At 65.3% G+C, this 15,517-nt stretch carries 14 protein-coding genes; all 14 read left to right on the top strand.

Going from position 1 to position 15,517, the window contains the following annotated elements; all coding sequences use genetic code 11:
- The first annotated feature begins 21 nt into the window (after positions 1-21).
- The 14 genes from K8374_RS18535 (at position 22) to K8374_RS18470 (ending at position 15,424) form a co-directional block, all read left to right on the top strand.
- Positions 22-1,644: a methyl-accepting chemotaxis protein gene (locus K8374_RS18535; protein ID WP_224456705.1), complete on the top strand. Its 1,623-nt coding sequence runs from the start codon at positions 22-24 to the stop codon at positions 1,642-1,644.
- Between the two features lie 5 nt (positions 1,645-1,649).
- Positions 1,650-2,156 carry a chemotaxis protein CheW gene (locus tag K8374_RS18530; RefSeq protein WP_084856788.1) on the top strand — a complete coding sequence of 169 codons (507 nt, stop codon included), beginning with the start codon at positions 1,650-1,652 and terminating at the stop codon, positions 2,154-2,156.
- Entirely contained in the window at positions 2,153-3,403 is a 1,251-nt protein-coding gene (locus tag K8374_RS18525) for a CheR family methyltransferase (protein WP_224456704.1), read from the top strand. The genes K8374_RS18530 and K8374_RS18525 overlap by 4 nt, the downstream gene beginning before the upstream one ends.
- Positions 3,400-4,065, top strand: a complete 666-nt coding sequence (locus K8374_RS18520; RefSeq protein ID WP_224456703.1) for a chemotaxis protein CheW — start codon at positions 3,400-3,402, stop codon at positions 4,063-4,065. Before K8374_RS18525 ends, K8374_RS18520 begins: the two co-directional genes overlap by 4 nt.
- Positions 4,062-6,338: a hybrid sensor histidine kinase/response regulator gene (locus tag K8374_RS18515; RefSeq protein WP_224456702.1), complete on the top strand. Its 2,277-nt coding sequence runs from the start codon at positions 4,062-4,064 to the stop codon at positions 6,336-6,338. The genes K8374_RS18520 and K8374_RS18515 overlap by 4 nt, the downstream gene beginning before the upstream one ends.
- The gene (locus tag K8374_RS18510; protein WP_224456701.1) at positions 6,335-7,348 is read left to right on the top strand and encodes a chemotaxis response regulator protein-glutamate methylesterase; all 1,014 of its coding nucleotides are present in this window, start codon (positions 6,335-6,337) and stop codon (positions 7,346-7,348) included. The genes K8374_RS18515 and K8374_RS18510 overlap by 4 nt, the downstream gene beginning before the upstream one ends.
- A 51-nt stretch (positions 7,349-7,399) precedes the next feature.
- Positions 7,400-8,404, top strand: a complete 1,005-nt coding sequence (locus tag K8374_RS18505) for a PleD family two-component system response regulator (protein WP_224456700.1) — start codon at positions 7,400-7,402, stop codon at positions 8,402-8,404.
- A 145-nt stretch (positions 8,405-8,549) separates the two neighbouring features.
- A protein-coding gene (prfB, locus tag K8374_RS18500; protein WP_143515203.1) for a peptide chain release factor 2 occupies positions 8,550-9,645 on the top strand; the annotation gives its coding sequence in 2 pieces (ribosomal slippage) (positions 8,550-8,621 and positions 8,623-9,645; 1,095 coding nt in all).
- Positions 9,646-9,738: 93 nt separating this feature from the next.
- Positions 9,739-11,241, top strand: a complete 1,503-nt coding sequence (gene lysS, locus K8374_RS18495; protein WP_084856798.1) for a lysine--tRNA ligase — start codon at positions 9,739-9,741, stop codon at positions 11,239-11,241.
- 267 nt (positions 11,242-11,508) lie between these two features.
- Complete coding sequence (locus K8374_RS18490) at positions 11,509-12,213, top strand: TetR/AcrR family transcriptional regulator (protein ID WP_084856799.1); 705 nt, start codon at positions 11,509-11,511, stop codon at positions 12,211-12,213.
- Between the two features lie 46 nt (positions 12,214-12,259).
- Positions 12,260-12,808, top strand: a complete 549-nt coding sequence (locus K8374_RS18485; protein WP_224456699.1) for a hypothetical protein — start codon at positions 12,260-12,262, stop codon at positions 12,806-12,808.
- A 120-nt stretch (positions 12,809-12,928) separates the two neighbouring features.
- Positions 12,929-14,206 carry a flavohemoglobin expression-modulating QEGLA motif protein gene (locus K8374_RS18480; RefSeq protein ID WP_084856803.1) on the top strand — a complete coding sequence of 426 codons (1,278 nt, stop codon included), beginning with the start codon at positions 12,929-12,931 and terminating at the stop codon, positions 14,204-14,206.
- Positions 14,178-15,101 (top strand): alpha/beta hydrolase, encoded by a 924-nt coding sequence (locus tag K8374_RS18475; protein ID WP_084856805.1) that lies wholly within the window; start codon positions 14,178-14,180, stop codon positions 15,099-15,101. Before K8374_RS18480 ends, K8374_RS18475 begins: the two co-directional genes overlap by 29 nt.
- On the top strand, positions 15,098-15,424 hold the full coding sequence (locus K8374_RS18470) for a hypothetical protein (RefSeq protein ID WP_224456698.1): 327 nt from the start codon (positions 15,098-15,100) through the stop codon (positions 15,422-15,424). Before K8374_RS18475 ends, K8374_RS18470 begins: the two co-directional genes overlap by 4 nt.
- Positions 15,425-15,517 lie beyond the last annotated feature (93 nt).

The following is a 15,517-nucleotide window of genomic DNA, read 5'->3' as shown; positions in this document are numbered from 1 at the left end:
TCGAATTCCTGAGGGCTGAATGTGAAGAACTGGACCTTGCGCCAACGGATCCTGGCAAGTTTCGCCGTGATCATCGCCATCATGCTGCTGATGATCGTTGCCGCCTACTCGCGGCTGGTGGCGATCGAGGCCAGCGAAGAATCGGTGGGGTCCGACAGCATTCCCGGCTTCTACTACAGCTCGATGCTGCGCAGTGCCTGGGTCGACAGCTACGTGGCCAGCCAGCAGCTGGTGGGCCTGTCCAATCGCCGCGAGATGACGGCGGCCGACCTGGCCGACTTCAAGTCGTTCGACGAGCGTCTCAAGCAATACATGGCCAGCTACCAGAGCACGATCAAGGAGTCGGACGACCAGGCCGCCCTCGATACCTTCCGGCGCCTGGAAGCGGAGTACATCACGATCCTCGACCAAGTGCTGGCGACCTACCGGCAGAAGGACTACACCGAGGCCGAACGGCTGGTGAACGATGTGCTGACGCCGGCGTGGGTCAATGGCCGCCAACACCTCAATGGTGTCATCGAGCGCAACCGGGAATCGGCCGAGTCGGCGACCAACGATATCGTCAGTGCGGTGACCACCGCCAAGGGCAGCATGGTCGTCTCGTTGCTGCTGGCAATCGTTGCCGCCGGCATCTGCGGCCTGTTGCTGCTGCGTGCGATCACCGCGCCCGTGCAGCGCATCGTGCATGCGTTGGACAAACTGCGCTCCGGCGACCTGAGCATGCGCCTGAGCCTGGACCGCAAGGACGAGTTCGGCAGCATCGAGACCGGCTTCAACGAAATGGCCGAGGCCCTGGCCAACCTGGTGGCCCAGGCCCAGCGTTCGTCGGTGCAGGTGACCACCTCGGTCACCGAAATCGCCGCCACGTCCAAACAGCAGCAGGCCACCGCCACCGAAACCGCTGCCACTACCACGGAAATCGGCGCCACCTCGCGGGAAATCGCTGCCACCTCTCGTGACCTGGTACGGACCATGACCGAAGTCACCTCCGCCGCCGACCAGGCCTCGGTGTTGGCCGGCTCCGGCCAGCAGGGCCTGGCGCGGATGGAGGAAACCATGCACCAGGTGATGGGCGCAGCCGACCTGGTCAACGCCAAGCTGGCGATCCTCAACGAGAAGGCCAGCAACATCAACCAGATGGTGGTGACCATCGTCAAGGTGGCCGACCAGACCAACCTGTTGTCGCTCAATGCCGCCATCGAAGCGGAGAAGGCGGGCGAGTACGGACGCGGCTTCGCCGTGGTCGCCACCGAGGTGCGACGCCTGGCCGACCAGACGGCCGTGGCCACCTACGATATCGAGCAGATGGTGCGCGAGATCCAGTCCGCCGTGTCGGCCGGGGTCATGGGCATGGACAAGTTCTCCGAGGAAGTGCGCCGGGGCATGTTCGAAGTCCAGCAGGTGGGCGAGCAGCTCAGCCAGATCATCCACCAGGTGCAGGCGCTGGCGCCGCGGGTACTGATGGTCAACGAAGGCATGCAGGCCCAGGCCACCGGTGCCGAACAGATCAACCAGGCCCTGGCCCAGCTCAGCGATGCCAGCACCCAGACCGTGGAGTCGTTGCGCCAGGCCAGTTTCGCCATCGATGAACTGAGCCAGGTGGCTGCCGGACTGCGCGGCGGCGTGTCGCGCTTCAAAGTCTGATCGCGATGAACGACGTGCAGCTCCAGCAGGAGCAGGCAGGCGACGGCAAGGGCACGCTGTACCTGCAGTTTCGCATCGGTGACCAGCGTTTCGCCCTGGATGTGCACGAGGTGATCGAGGTATTGCCGCGCCGTACGCTCAAGCCCATCGCTCAAGCCCCTGCGTGGGTGGCCGGTATCCTGGCCCACCGCGGCGCACTGGTGCCGGTGGTGGACCTCTCGGCGCTGAGCTTCGGTCGCCCGGCCCCCATGCGCACCAGCACCCGACTGGTGCTGGTGCATTACCGTGGTGACCAGCAACTGGGCCTGGTCCTGGAGCAAGCCACCGATACCCTGCGCTGCCGCCCCGACGAGTTCCAGCCCTATGGCCTGGACAATACCGATGCGCCGTACCTGGGGCCAGTGCGCCAGGACGCCGGCGGGCTGTTGCAGCGTATCGAGGTGGACGACCTGCTGCCGGACGATGTGCGCCGGTTGCTGTTTCCCGAGCTGCCTGGGCAGGTGACGGCATGAACCAGCAGCATTTCTTCCGCTTCCTGCAGGAGCGTATCGGCCTGGACGTGGACTCGGTTGGCGCGCCCATGGTCGAGCGGGCCTTGCAGCAGCGTTGCGCCGCTTGCCAGGCCGGCGACCTGGGCGACTACTGGTTGCGCCTGCAGCAGTCGGTAGACGAGCAACAAGCGCTGATCGAGGCGGTGATCGTTCCGGAAACCTGGTTCTTCCGCTACCCGGAGTCGTTCACCGCCCTGGTGGGGCTGGCCCATAAACGCCTGGCGGAGCTGGCCGGCGCACGCCCGCTGCGCATTCTCAGCCTGCCCTGTTCGACCGGCGAGGAACCCTATTCGATCGCCATGGCGTTGCTCGATGGGGGCGTGGACCCGGCGACGTTCCGGATCGATGGCATCGACATCAGCCCCAGCTCCATCGCCCGCGGCGAGCAGGCGGTATACGGGCGCAACGCCTTCCGTGGTATCGACCTGGCCTTCCGTGACCGGCACTTCAGTGAAACCGACGAGGGCCACCAACTGGCCGAGCGGGTGCGCAGCCAGGTCAACCTGCAGGTAGGCAATGTGCTGGACCCCCTGCTCAGGAACCGCGAAGGGCTCTACGACTTCGTGTTCTGTCGCAACCTGTTGATCTATTTCGACGTGCCAACCCAGCGGCGGGTTTTCGAGGTGCTCAAGCACCTGACCCATGCCCAGGGCGTGCTGTTCATCGGCCCGGCCGAGGGCAGCCTGCTGGCGCGCTTGGGCATGCGCCCGCTGGGCATCGCCCAGTCGTTCGCCTATGTTCGCCAGGCAGAGCCACCGCCCCCGGTCAGCCGGCCGGTACCGGCTGTTCGCCCGCTGACGATGCCGCCCTTGTCGCCGCGGCCTGTGACTCGCCCCGCCCGGATGCCTCGCCCGGTGCCGGCGGTTTCCCATGCCCCGGCCCATGGCGAAGGCGAGCGGCAGTTGCTCGAGCGCATCGCTCGCCAGGCCAATGCCGGCGACAGCGAACAGGCGCGGGCCAGCTGCCAGCAGTATCTGCAGCAGTTCCCGCCCAAGGCGCAGGTCTATTATTGGCTGGGCCTGCTCAGCGATACCGAAGGCGACATCCAGGCCGCACTCAGCCATTACCGCAAGGCACTGTACCTGGAACCCCAGCACCCGGAGGCGTTGGTGCACCTGGCGGCCTTGCTCGCCTCCCAGGGCGATGAGGCCGGGGCCCGTCGGCTGCAGGCGCGGGCTGCGCGTGCAGGGCGGGAGTCTGAACGATGAGTGACGTACAGGGGGTGCACCTGATCGCACAGGACGATGAGCTCATCGACGACTGCTGGAACCGCATCGGCGTGCATGGCGACAAGCAGTGCCCGTTGCTCGAACGCCATGTCCACTGTCGCAACTGCCAGGTCTATGCCGCAGCGGCTACCCGCCTGCTGGACCGCTATGCCCTGTTGCAGGACGAGCAGGACCTGGTGTTGCCGCCGGAGGAAGACAGCGTTGGGCGCTCCATGCTGTTGTTCCGCCTCGGCGAGGAGTGGTTGGCCCTGGCCTGCGCATGCCTTGCCGAAATCGCGCCGCTGCAGGCCGTGCATTCACTGCCGCACCAGCGTTCACGGGTCCTGCAGGGTGTGGCTAACGTGCGTGGCGCGCTGGTGCCCTGCCTGTCGCTGGCCGACCTGCTGGGCATGGAAATACTGCCGGCCCAGGAACGCAATGGCCGAGTGATGCCACGTATGCTGATCCTTGCAGCCGAAGGTGGCCCGGTGGTTATCGCGGTGGACGAGATCGATGGTATCCACCGCCTGGACCCTGCGCGTCTGGTCGATGGCCAGGACGCCGCGCATTTCACTGCGGCGGTGCTGCAATGGCGCGGCCGCAGCGTGCGGGTGCTGGATGAACGACACGTACTGTCTGCCGTGAAGCGGAGCCTGTCATGACCCCTGAGCAAATGCGCGACGCATCGCTGCTCGAGTTGTTCAGCCTGGAGGCCGAGGCCCAGACCCAGGTGCTCAGTGCTGGCCTGATGGCGCTGGAACGCAACCCGACCCAGGCCGACCAGCTGGAGGCCTGCATGCGTGCGGCCCACTCCCTCAAGGGCGCCGCCCGCATCGTCGGCATCGATGCCGGGGTCAACGTGGCCCATGTCATGGAGGATTGTCTGGTGGCCGCCCAGGAAGGGCGTCTGCTGCTGCGCGCCGAGCATATCGATGCCCTGCTGCAGGGCACCGACCTGCTGATGCGCATCGCCACGCCGGGCGACCAGGGCAGCGAGGCGGCGGTGCCGGCCTTCCTGGCACAGCTGGCCGGCCTGCTCGACCCGAGCGCGTCGGCCGCAGCCCCACCGAGTGCCCCCGCCACTGCGGCCTTGCCTCCTGCGGTAGAGGCTGAGGTGCCAGCGGCTGCGAGCGAGCCGGCCGAGCCCGTCCCGCCACGCAGGGCCACCACGCGCGGCGGGGAAGGGGCCGAGCGGGTGCTCAGGGTTACGGCCGACCGCCTCAACAGCCTGCTGGACCTGGCGAGCAAGTCGCTGGTGGAAACCCAGCGCCTGAAGCCCTACCTGGCCAGCCTGCAGCGCCTCAAGCGCATGCATGGCCAGGGCATGCGCGCCCTCGATGGGCTCAAGCAGCAGCTCGAAGGTAGTGGCCAAAGCCAGGAGGTGCTCGAAGCCCTGGCCCAGACCCAACGCCTGTTGGGCGAAACCCAGCAGATCCTGCAGCAGCAGGCCGCAGAGATCGACGAGTTCGGCTGGCAGGCCAGCCAGCGTGCGCAGCACCTCTACGACACGGCGCTGGCCTGCCGCATGCGCCCCTTCGCCGATGTCCTGACCGGGCAAAGCCGCATGGTCCGCGACCTGGGGCGCTCCCTGGGCAAACAGGTGCAACTGCAGGTCGAGGGCGAAAAGACCCAGGTCGACCGCGACGTGCTGGAGAAGCTCGAAGCGCCCTTGACCCATCTGCTGCGCAATGCCGTCGACCATGGCATCGAGCTGCCCGAGCGGCGCCTGCTGGCGGGCAAGCCGGTCGATGGCACGTTGCGCCTGCGTGCGTCCCACCAGGCCGGGCTGCTGATTCTCGAACTCAGCGATGATGGCGCCGGCATCGACCTTGAACGCCTGCGTTACAGCATCGTCGAGCGTGCGCTGTCGCCTGCCGAGACCGTGGCGCAGATGAGCGAGGCGGAGCTGCTGACCTTCCTGTTCCTGCCGGGCTTCAGCCTGCGTGACCAGGTCACCGAGGTGTCCGGGCGGGGCGTTGGCCTGGATGCGGTGCAGCACATGGTGCGCGAGCTGCGCGGCTCGATCGAGCTGACCCAGGTGTCCGGCCAGGGGTGCACCTTCCACCTGGAAGTACCGCTGACCTTGTCGGTGGTGCGCAGCCTGGTGGTGGAAGTGGGCGGCGAAGCCTATGCGTTCCCATTGGCGCACATCGAACGCACCCTGGAGGTGTCCGCCGAACAGATCGTGCAGATCGAAGGGCGCCAGCACTTCTGGCACGAGGGCCGGCACATCGGCCTGGTGGCCGCGAGCCAGTTGCTCAACCGCCCGGCAGGGCAGGATGACGAACGCAGCCTGCGGGTCGTGGTGATCCGTGAGCGCGATCAGCTCTACGGCGTGGCGGTCGAGCGCCTGGTCGGCGAGCGGGTGTTGGTGGTGATGCCGCTGGATACGCGCCTGGGCAAGGTCCAGGACATTTCTGCCGGGGCCTTGCTCGACGATGGCTCGGTGGTGCTGATCATCGACGTCGAAGACCTGCTGCGCTCGGTCGAGAAGCTGCTCAGCACCGGGCGGCTGGAACGTATCGAGCGTGGTGCCCGAGGTGGGCGTGGCCTGGTGCGCAAGCGCATCCTGGTGGTGGACGACTCGCTCACCGTACGTGAGCTGCAGCGCAAGCTACTGGGCAACCGCGGCTATGACGTGGCCGTGGCGGTGGACGGCATGGACGGCTGGAACGCCTTGCGCAGCGATGTTTTCGACCTGCTGATCACCGATATCGACATGCCGCGAATGGACGGCATCGAACTGGTGACCCTGGTACGCCGGGACCAACGTCTGCAATCGCTGCCGGTGATGGTGGTGTCCTACAAGGATCGTGAAGAAGACCGGCGACGTGGACTGGACGCCGGTGCCGACTACTATTTGGCTAAGGCCAGCTTCCACGACGACGCGCTGCTGGACGCCGTGGTGGAGCTGATCGGAGGGGCCCAGGGATGAAGATCGCCATCGTCAACGACATGCCCATGGCCGTGGAGGCCCTGCGCCGGGCGCTGGCCTTCGAGCCTGAGCACCAGGTGCTGTGGGTGGCGGCCAATGGCGCCGAGGCGGTGAGGCTGTGCGCCGAGCAAACCCCGGACCTGATTCTCATGGACCTGATCATGCCGGAGATGGATGGCGTCGAGGCCACCCGCCGGATCATGGCCGAGACCCCATGCGCCATCGTCATCGTCACGGTCGATCGCAAGCAGAACGTGCACCGGGTGTTCGAGGCCATGGGCCATGGTGCCCTGGACGTGGTCGACACGCCTTCGCTGGGGGCCGGCGACGCCCGGGAAGCGGCCGCGCCACTGTTGCGCAAAATCCTCAATATCGGCTGGTTGATCGGCCAGCAACGGCCTGCCACGCCCCGGACTGTGTCGGCGCCGCTGCGTGAAGCGTCCCAACGTCGTGGCCTGGTGGCCATCGGTTCCTCGGCGGGTGGGCCGGCGGCACTGGAAGTGCTGCTCAAAGGGCTGCCGCGCGAGTTCCCGGCCTCCATCGTGCTGGTCCAGCATGTGGACCAGGTGTTCGCCGCCGGCATGGCCGAATGGCTCAGCGGGGTGTCCGGCCTGCCGGTACGCCTGGCCTGTGAAGGCGAACCACCGCAGCCGGGGCAGGTCCTGCTGGCGGGCACCAACCACCATATCCGCCTGATGCAAGGCGGCCAGCTGGCGTATACCGCCGAGCCGGTCAACGAGATCTACCGCCCCTCGATCAACGTGTTCTTCGAGAGCGTGGCCCGCTACTGGACCGGCGATGCCGTCGGCGTGCTGCTTACCGGCATGGGCCGCGACGGCGCCCAGGGCCTCAAGCAGATGCGCCAGCGAGGGTTCCTGACCATCGCCCAGGACCAGCAGAGCTCCGCCGTCTACGGTATGCCCAAGGCCGCCGCGGCGATCGATGCCGCCGTGGAGATCCGGCCGCTGGAGCGTATCGCCGGGCGGCTGATGGAGATCTATCCAAAATGAAGTTATGTATTGAGTCGCGCCGGCTGGCCGGCCGTGACCGGGTGAACAGGCATGAATGATCTACCGATCGAAGGTTTCACGACCATCAACGAAAGCGCGGCGATGGTCCTGCTGGTCGACGACCAGGCGATGATCGGCGAAGCGGTGCGCCGTGGGCTGGCCCATGAGGAGAACATCGATTTCCATTTCTGCGCCGACCCCCACCAGGCGGTGGCCCAGGCCATGCGCATCAAGCCCACGGTCATCCTCCAGGACCTGATCATGCCAGGTCTCGATGGCCTGACCCTGGTGCGCGAATACCGCAACAACCCGGTCACCCAGGACATCCCGATCATCGTCCTGTCGACCAAGGAAGACCCACTGGTCAAGAGCGCAGCCTTCGCCGCCGGGGCCAACGACTACCTGGTCAAGCTGCCGGACAACATCGAGCTGGTGGCGCGGATCCGCTATCACTCGCGCTCCTACCTGACCCTGCTGCAGCGTGACGAAGCCTACCGCGCCCTGCGGGTCAGCCAGCAGCAGCTGCTCGATACCAACCTGATGCTGCAGCGGCTGATGAATTCCGATGGCTTGACTGGGCTGTCAAACCGCCGTCACTTCGACGAATACCTGGAACTCGAATGGCGACGGGCCATGCGCGAACAGCAGCAATTGTCGCTGTTGATGATCGACGTCGATTATTTCAAGGCCTACAACGACAGCTTCGGCCACCTGGCCGGCGACGAGGCCCTGCGTCAGGTGGCCGAAGCCATCCGTGGCTCCTGCTCGCGCCCCTCCGACCTGCCGGCGCGCTATGGCGGCGAGGAGTTCGCCCTGGTGCTGCCCAATACCTCGCCCGGCGGGGCACGGTTGATCGCCGAGAAGCTGCGCCAGACGGTGCTGGCGCTGAATATTCCGCACATCGCGCCCCAGGCCGATGCGCACCTGAGCGTGAGCATCGGCCTGGCGACCCTCACGCCCGGCATCGGCAGCCATAGCCGGCAGCTGATCTCGGCGGCCGACAAGGGGCTGTACCTGGCCAAGAACAACGGGCGTAACCAGGTGGGTGTGGCCTGACTCCTTTGCGGCGTGCACCAGGACACAGCGCGCAAGTGCGGCGCGCAGCGGCCTCTTGCCGATACCGCCCGGCGGGTCTGCCGCCCTGGCACGGACTGCGTTATACTCGCGGGCTTTTCACCGAATTCGCGCGAGTAGCCAGCCCATGGAAATCCAACCAATCCTGAATACCATCAAGGACCTCACCGAACGTTCCCAGTCCATTCGGGGGTATCTTTGACTACGATCAAAAAGCTGATCGCCTGATCGAAGTCAACCGCGAACTGGAAGACCCTGCCGTCTGGAACAAGCCCGAGTATGCTCAGGGGCTGGGGCGCGAGCGTGCCATGCTGGCACAGGTCGTCGAGACCCTGGACAAAATGTCCAACGGCCTGTCCGACTGCAAGGACCTGCTCGACATGGCCGTCGAAGAGAATGACGAAGCCGCCGTCAGCGATGTCGTGACCGAGCTGGAAGGTCTGGAAGAAGTCCTGGCCCAGCTCGAGTTCCGTCGCATGTTCAGCGGTGAGATGGACATGAACAACGCCTACCTGGACATCCAGGCCGGCTCCGGCGGCACCGAGGCCCAGGACTGGGCCAACATCCTGCTGCGCATGTACCTGCGCTGGGCAGACAAGCGCGGTTTCGACGCCACCATCATCGAGCTGTCCGAAGGCGAGGTCGCCGGCATCAAGGGTGCCACCGTGCACATCAAGGGTGAGTACGCCTTCGGCTGGCTGCGCACCGAGATCGGCGTGCACCGCCTGGTGCGCAAGAGCCCGTTCGACTCCGGCGCCCGTCGTCACACCTCGTTCTCGGCGGTGTTCGTCTCGCCCGAGATCGACGACAAGGTCGAGATCGAGATCAACCCGGCCGACCTTCGCATCGACACCTACCGCTCCTCCGGTGCCGGTGGTCAGCACGTGAACACCACCGACTCGGCGGTGCGTATCACCCACGTGCCGACCAACACCGTGGTGGCCTGCCAGAACGAACGTTCCCAGCACGCCAACAAGGACACCGCCATGAAGATGCTGCGGGCCAAGTTGTACGAACTGGAGATGCAGAAGCGCAATGCCGCCTCGCAAGCCCTGGAAGACAGCAAGTCGGACATCGGCTGGGGTCACCAGATTCGCTCCTACGTGCTCGATGACTCGCGCATCAAGGACCTGCGTACCGGCGTCGAGCGCAGTGACTGCCAGAAGGTCCTGGACGGCGACCTCGACCAGTACCTGGAAGCGAGCCTCAAGCAGGGGCTGTAAACCGCACACCACCGCCGCGATACCAGGCCTCGGGCCGGTATCGCGTGCCCGGCCCGACAGGGGCAACGAACACCTGATGGAAACAATGACGACATGAGCGACCTCAAGACCGAATCGCAAGACCTGCAACAGGAAGAAAATGCCCTGATCGCCCTGCGCAAGGAAAAACTTGCCGCCGAGCGTGCCAAGGGCAACGCCTTCCCCAACGACTTCCGTCGCGACAGCTACTGCAACGACCTGCAGAAACAGTACGCGGACAAGACCAAGGAAGAGCTGGAAGCAGCCGCGATCCCGGTCAAGGTTGCCGGCCGCATCATGCTCAACCGTGGCTCGTTCATGGTCATCCAGGACATGACCGGGCGCATCCAGGTCTACGTCAACCGCAAGACCCTGCCGGAAGAAACCCTGGCCGCGGTCAAGACCTGGGACTTGGGCGACATCATCAGTGCCGAAGGCACCCTGGCCCGTTCCGGCAAGGGTGACCTGTACGTCGAAATGACCAACGTGCGCCTGCTGACCAAGTCGCTGCGCCCGCTGCCGGACAAGCACCACGGCCTGACCGACACCGAGCAGCGCTACCGCCAGCGTTACGTCGACCTGATGGTCAACGAGGAAACCCGCCACACCTTCCGTGTGCGTTCGCAGGTGATCTCGCACATCCGCAAGTTCCTCATCGAGCGCGACTTCCTCGAAGTCGAGACGCCGATGCTGCAGACCATCCCCGGTGGCGCCGCGGCCAAGCCGTTCGAAACCCACCACAACGCCCTGGACATGGCCATGTTCCTGCGTATCGCGCCGGAGCTGTACTTGAAACGCCTGGTCGTGGGCGGTTTCGAAAAAGTCTTCGAGATCAACCGCAACTTCCGTAACGAAGGCGTCTCGACCCGGCACAACCCCGAGTTCACCATGCTCGAGTTCTACCAGGCCTACGCCGACTACCGCGACAACATGGACCTCACCGAGGAGCTGTTCCGCGAGCTTGCGCAGTTGGTACTGGGTTCCACCGACGTGCCGTATGGCGACAAGGTGTTCCACTTCGGCGAGCCGTTCGCGCGCCTGTCGGTATTCGACTCGATCCTCAAGTACAACCCTGAGCTCACCGCCGCCGACCTGCAAGACGTCGACCGTGCCCGCGAGATCGCCAAGAAGGCCGGCGCCAAGGTGCTGGGCCACGAGGGCCTGGGCAAGCTGCAGGTGATGATTTTCGAGGAGCTGGTCGAGCACAAGCTGGAGCAGCCGCACTTCATCACCGAGTATCCGTTCGAAGTCTCGCCGCTGGCGCGCCGTAACGACGACAACCCGGCCGTCACCGACCGCTTCGAGCTGTTCATCGGTGGCCGCGAGATCGCCAACGCCTACTCCGAGCTCAACGATGCCGAAGACCAGGCCGAGCGTTTCCTGGCCCAGGTGGCCGAGAAGGATGCCGGTGACGACGAGGCCATGCACTACGACGCCGACTTCGTCCGAGCCCTGGAGTACGGCATGCCGCCGACTGCCGGTGAGGGTATCGGTATCGACCGCCTGGTCATGCTGCTGACCAACTCGCCGTCGATCCGCGATGTGATCCTGTTCCCGCACATGCGCCCGCAGGCCTGAGCATGGTAAAGGGGGCCGCTGCGCGCCCCGCTCTGTAGGCGCGGGCTCGTCCCGCGAAAGGGCTGCGCAGCAGCCCCAGGATTTCAAAGCGCCGCTCCAATGAATGCCAAGTGCCTTCGGAGCGGCCTTTTTTTGCCTGCAACCCTTTTGTGACTGGGCGGTCACAGTTCGCGGGCCGGCCCCGCCACCGGCTACAACCGTCTTTACTGGAAGCAGAGGGGACGACCCTCGCCGAGATTCAACGAGGTAATCATCGTGACTCCCGCAATGGCTCAACAAGGTGCAGCCGGCGTCGCCAGCGCCGTCGCTGAGAGCGTGCAATATCAAGGGCGCAAGACTGCCCGCCAGGGCAGCGAGCAGCGCCGCCAGCAAATCCTCGACGCGGCCATGCGCATCGTCGTGCGCGATGGCGTGCGCGGCGTGCGGCACCGGGCGGTGGCCGCCGAGGCCGGTGTGCCTTTGTCGGCCACCACCTACTACTTCAAGGACATCGAAGACCTGCTCACCGACACCTTCGCCCAGTATGTCGAGCGCAGCGCCGCCTACATGGCCAAGCTCTGGGCCAGTTCCGAGGTGCTGCTGCGCCAGTTGCTCGCCCAGGGCGACGGCAGCCCGGCGTCCCGGGCGCGCCTGGCCGACGACGTGGCGCGCATGATGGCAGACTATGTCAGCCGCCAGTTGCATACCCGGCGCGACTTCATCATGGCCGAGCAGGCCTTCCGCCAGGAGGCGCTGTTGTGCCCACGCCTGGCCGAACTGGTAACCGCCCACGAACAGATCCTGCTGCATGGCGCACGTCAGATGCTGCAGGTGGTCGGCTCGCGCCAGCCCGAGCAGGACGCCCAGATGTTGACGGCGATAATCGAGCAGATGGAATATCAGGGCCTGCTCAAGGATGCGAATGCGCAAGCCGATGGGCAGATGCTCGCTATCCTTACCCGGTACCTGCACTTGGTGCTGGCATCGGCCTAGGCTGGGACCGACCCCAGGGGCGACCGACTTTTTCAAGGAGAACCTGATGAAAGCCTGGCGTGTGGTGTTGTTGACGCTGTCATTCCTGATGCTCGGTGGCTGTCTGGTGACCTTCCATGAACCTTTGCCCAGCAACCAGGCCGCGCCCAAGGCGCTGCTTGGCAAATGGAGCAGCAAGGACGCCTGGGGCGAGCCGCTCAAGCTCGCCATCAGCCGCGTCGGCGGCGATGCCTACCGGGCGGTGGCCACCGCCAAGGGCAAGGCACCCGAGGAGTACGTCTTTACCGTGTCGCGCCATGGCAACCGCTGGTACCTGTCGGCGGGGGTGCCCAAGCGCCTGGGCGGCAACTTCCTGATCGGTGGCTTCGATATCGTCGATGACAAGGAGCTGGTGCTCTACAACCTCGATGTCGACCAGGTCCAGCAGGCGCTGGAGCACAAGGAACTCAACGGGCGCAGCACCGAAGGGCTGGAGGACAACGGGCCAGGTGTGTTGATCGACAGCCCGGCGGAGCGGGTCCTGGCCTACCTGGACGACCCGGCCAATTCCGACCTGTTCGTCGAAGTGGCACGTTTCCAGCGCAGTGGCAAATAGCGCATTATCGCTGGCCCTTTCGCGGGTGAACCCGCTCCCACAGGAACAGCACGCGACCTGTGGGAGCGGGTTTACCCGCGAAATACCAGGCACGATCTTGTTTCAGTAAGGAGCCCCGGGGTGGACGAGTACCAGCAAACCATACGCGCGTTGTCCGATCGCATCGTCGCGGCGCAAACCCCCATTCGTGTGCTCGACGCGGTGAAATGGGACGACAACATCCGTAACGGTTTTCTCAAGGCCAAGGGCAAGGAGCCACCTGCGGTCGATCGCGCCTACTACCAGGGCCGGCCCTTGTCGTTCGATTCCAGCGCAGTGAAGGCCGAATTCCAGAGCATCGAACGCGACATCACCCGCCAGCTCGGCCAGTTCAACCCGGTCGGCCAGATCATGCGGCGCATGTGCAAGGAGTACCGCATGGTGGTGCGCATGCTCGAAGCCCGTGGCACCGAAGACTTCGGCCTGATTTCCCAGGAGCTCTATGGCGCGGCCTCGGACGCCTTCCATGCCGGCGACCCGACCCTGGCCGACCTTGGCTTGATGCTCTCGGACTACCTGAACAACATCGATGGCCGGGGCGACCTGAAGGACGAACCGAAGAACCTCACGGCCAAGGAAGCCGTGGCGATTCTCCAGCGCCGCCTGAACAAGGTGTTCGGCGAAGCCGAGGAGACCATCCGTGTGTTCGAGTCCGATGGTATCGTCGCCGATGCTGCCGCCGGTGCCGACTACATCAAGGTGCGTGCCGACGCCATGTTCAACAGCCGCGACGTACGTGCCCTGGAGGTCCACGAGGGGCTGGTGCACGTGGGCACCACCCTCAATGGGCTCAACCAGCCGATCTGCACCTTCCTGGCCAAGGGGCCGCCCTCGTCGACCGTGACCCAGGAAGGCCTGGCCATCCTCATGGAGGTGATCGCCTTCGCCTCCTACCCCAGCCGCCTGCGCAAGCTCACCAACCGCACCCGGGCGATCCACATGGTGGAGGAGGGCGCCGACTTCATGCAGGTCTATGAATTCTTCCGCGGCCAGGGCTTCGAGATGGCCCAGAGCTACAGCAACGCCAGCCGGGTGTTTCGTGGTTCGGTGCCCAATGGCCTGCCTTTCACCAAGGACTTGTCCTACCTCAAGGGTTTCATCATGGTTTACAACTACATTCAGTTGGCCGTGAAGAAGGGCAAGCTCGAGCAGATCCCGCTGCTGTTCTGCGGCAAGACCACCCTGGAAGACATGCGCACCCTGCGCCAGCTGGTCGAGGAGGGTCTGGTGGAGCCGCCCAAGTACCTGCCGGAGCAGTTCCGCGACCTCAACGCCCTGTCGGCCTGGATGTGCTTCTCCAACTTCCTCAACCACCTGAGCCTGGATCGCATTGAAGCCGACTACGCGAACATTCTCTGACGCTTGTCGCCTGCTGATCCTGGGCCTGCTCCTGCTGGGGCTCGGGGGCTGCAGCAGCTTGCTGTTCTTCCCGGAGCCGGGCCTTGCGTTCACCCCGGAAAAGGCCAAGCTCGCGTATCGCGACCTGACCCTCACGGCGGCCGACGGCACGCGCCTGCACGGGTGGTGGCTGCCGGCCAAGCCTGGTGTCGAGGTCAAGGGCACGGTACTGCACCTGCACGGCAACGGCGGCAACCTGGCCTGGCACCTGGGCGGCAGCTACTGGCTGCCCGAGCAGGGCTACCAGGTGCTGTTGATCGATTACCGCGGCTATGGCCTGTCCCGGGGCAAGCCCAGCTTGCCCGAGGTCTACCAGGACATCGCCGCGGCCATGGCCTGGCTGGACCAGGCCCCGCAAGTCAAGGGCAAGCCCCTGGTACTGCTGGGGCAGAGCCTGGGCGGTGCCATGGCCATCCACTATCTGGCAGCCCATCCCGACCAGCGCCAGCGCTTCAAGGCATTGGTGTTCGACGGCGTGCCGGCCAGCTACCGGGAAGTGGGGCGTTTCGCCCTGAGCACGTCCTGGCTGACCTGGCCGTTGCAGGTGCCGCTGTCATGGCTGGTACCGGACGGCGACAGTGCGATCCGCTCCATCGAGCGGCTGGACAGCCCACCGAAGCTGTTCTTCCACAGCATCGACGACAACCTGGTACCGATGGACAGCGGGATCCGTCTGTACCAGCACGCACCGCCGCCGCGGGTCCTGCAGCTGACCCGAGGTGGTCATGTACAGACCTTCGCCGACCCGACCTGGCGCCAGGTGATGCTGCGCTTTCTTGACGACCCCAGCCACTTCAATGGCCTTCGGCGCTTGGCCGAAGTGCCCAACTACCCAGACGAGAACAACGAGCAATGAGTGAAGAACGCAACGCCATCCCGCTGATCCTGACGGCCATCGGCAGCATCATCGTGACGGTCGGCACCCTCTGGTACTACGGCTACGTGCATTTCGCCAAGCCCGAGGATGCCCTGCTGTTGCAGGACTTCACCATGCTCAAGACCATCCCCGGCGAAGACTACAAGGTCTCCCTGGACCCGGCGCCGCAGGTGGCCCAATGCGTCGATGGTGTGCTGGTGCTGTTCGATACCCAGCAGAAGGGCCTGACCGGCGTGCTGGTGGACAACCGCAAGCGGGCGATCCGCTGCCTGGGCCAGGAGACGCCGCAGCAGGTGCAGTGATTCTTTTCACGGGCCCCATCGCGCAACAAGCCCGCCCCCACAAGAGAACCCTGTAGGAGCGGGCTTGTCCCGCGATGGGCTGCAAAGCAGCCC

The organism is Pseudomonas sp. p1(2021b) (assembly GCF_020151015.1).
Classification (GTDB): Bacteria; Pseudomonadota; Gammaproteobacteria; order Pseudomonadales; family Pseudomonadaceae; genus Aquipseudomonas; species Aquipseudomonas putida_K.
Note: the sequence above shows the minus strand (reverse complement) of the source record. Positions and strands in the feature narration are given on the sequence as shown.

Bases quoted from the DNA above. Each gene is read 5' to 3' on its own strand.
- K8374_RS18515 (WP_224456702.1), top strand. From the start codon at position 4,062: ATGACCCCTGAGCAAATGCGCGACGCATCGCTGCTCGAGTTGTTCAGC.
- K8374_RS18470 (WP_224456698.1), top strand. From the start codon at position 15,098: ATGAGTGAAGAACGCAACGCCATCCCGCTGATCCTGACGGCCATCGGC.
- K8374_RS18510 (WP_224456701.1), top strand. From the start codon at position 6,335: ATGAAGATCGCCATCGTCAACGACATGCCCATGGCCGTGGAGGCCCTG.
- K8374_RS18485 (WP_224456699.1), top strand. From the start codon at position 12,260: ATGAAAGCCTGGCGTGTGGTGTTGTTGACGCTGTCATTCCTGATGCTC.
- K8374_RS18490 (WP_084856799.1), top strand. From the start codon at position 11,509: ATGGCTCAACAAGGTGCAGCCGGCGTCGCCAGCGCCGTCGCTGAGAGC.
- K8374_RS18505 (WP_224456700.1), top strand. From the start codon at position 7,400: ATGAATGATCTACCGATCGAAGGTTTCACGACCATCAACGAAAGCGCG.
- K8374_RS18520 (WP_224456703.1), top strand. From the start codon at position 3,400: ATGAGTGACGTACAGGGGGTGCACCTGATCGCACAGGACGATGAGCTC.
- K8374_RS18525 (WP_224456704.1), top strand. From the start codon at position 2,153: ATGAACCAGCAGCATTTCTTCCGCTTCCTGCAGGAGCGTATCGGCCTG.
- K8374_RS18530 (WP_084856788.1), top strand. From the start codon at position 1,650: ATGAACGACGTGCAGCTCCAGCAGGAGCAGGCAGGCGACGGCAAGGGC.
- lysS (WP_084856798.1), top strand. From the start codon at position 9,739: ATGAGCGACCTCAAGACCGAATCGCAAGACCTGCAACAGGAAGAAAAT.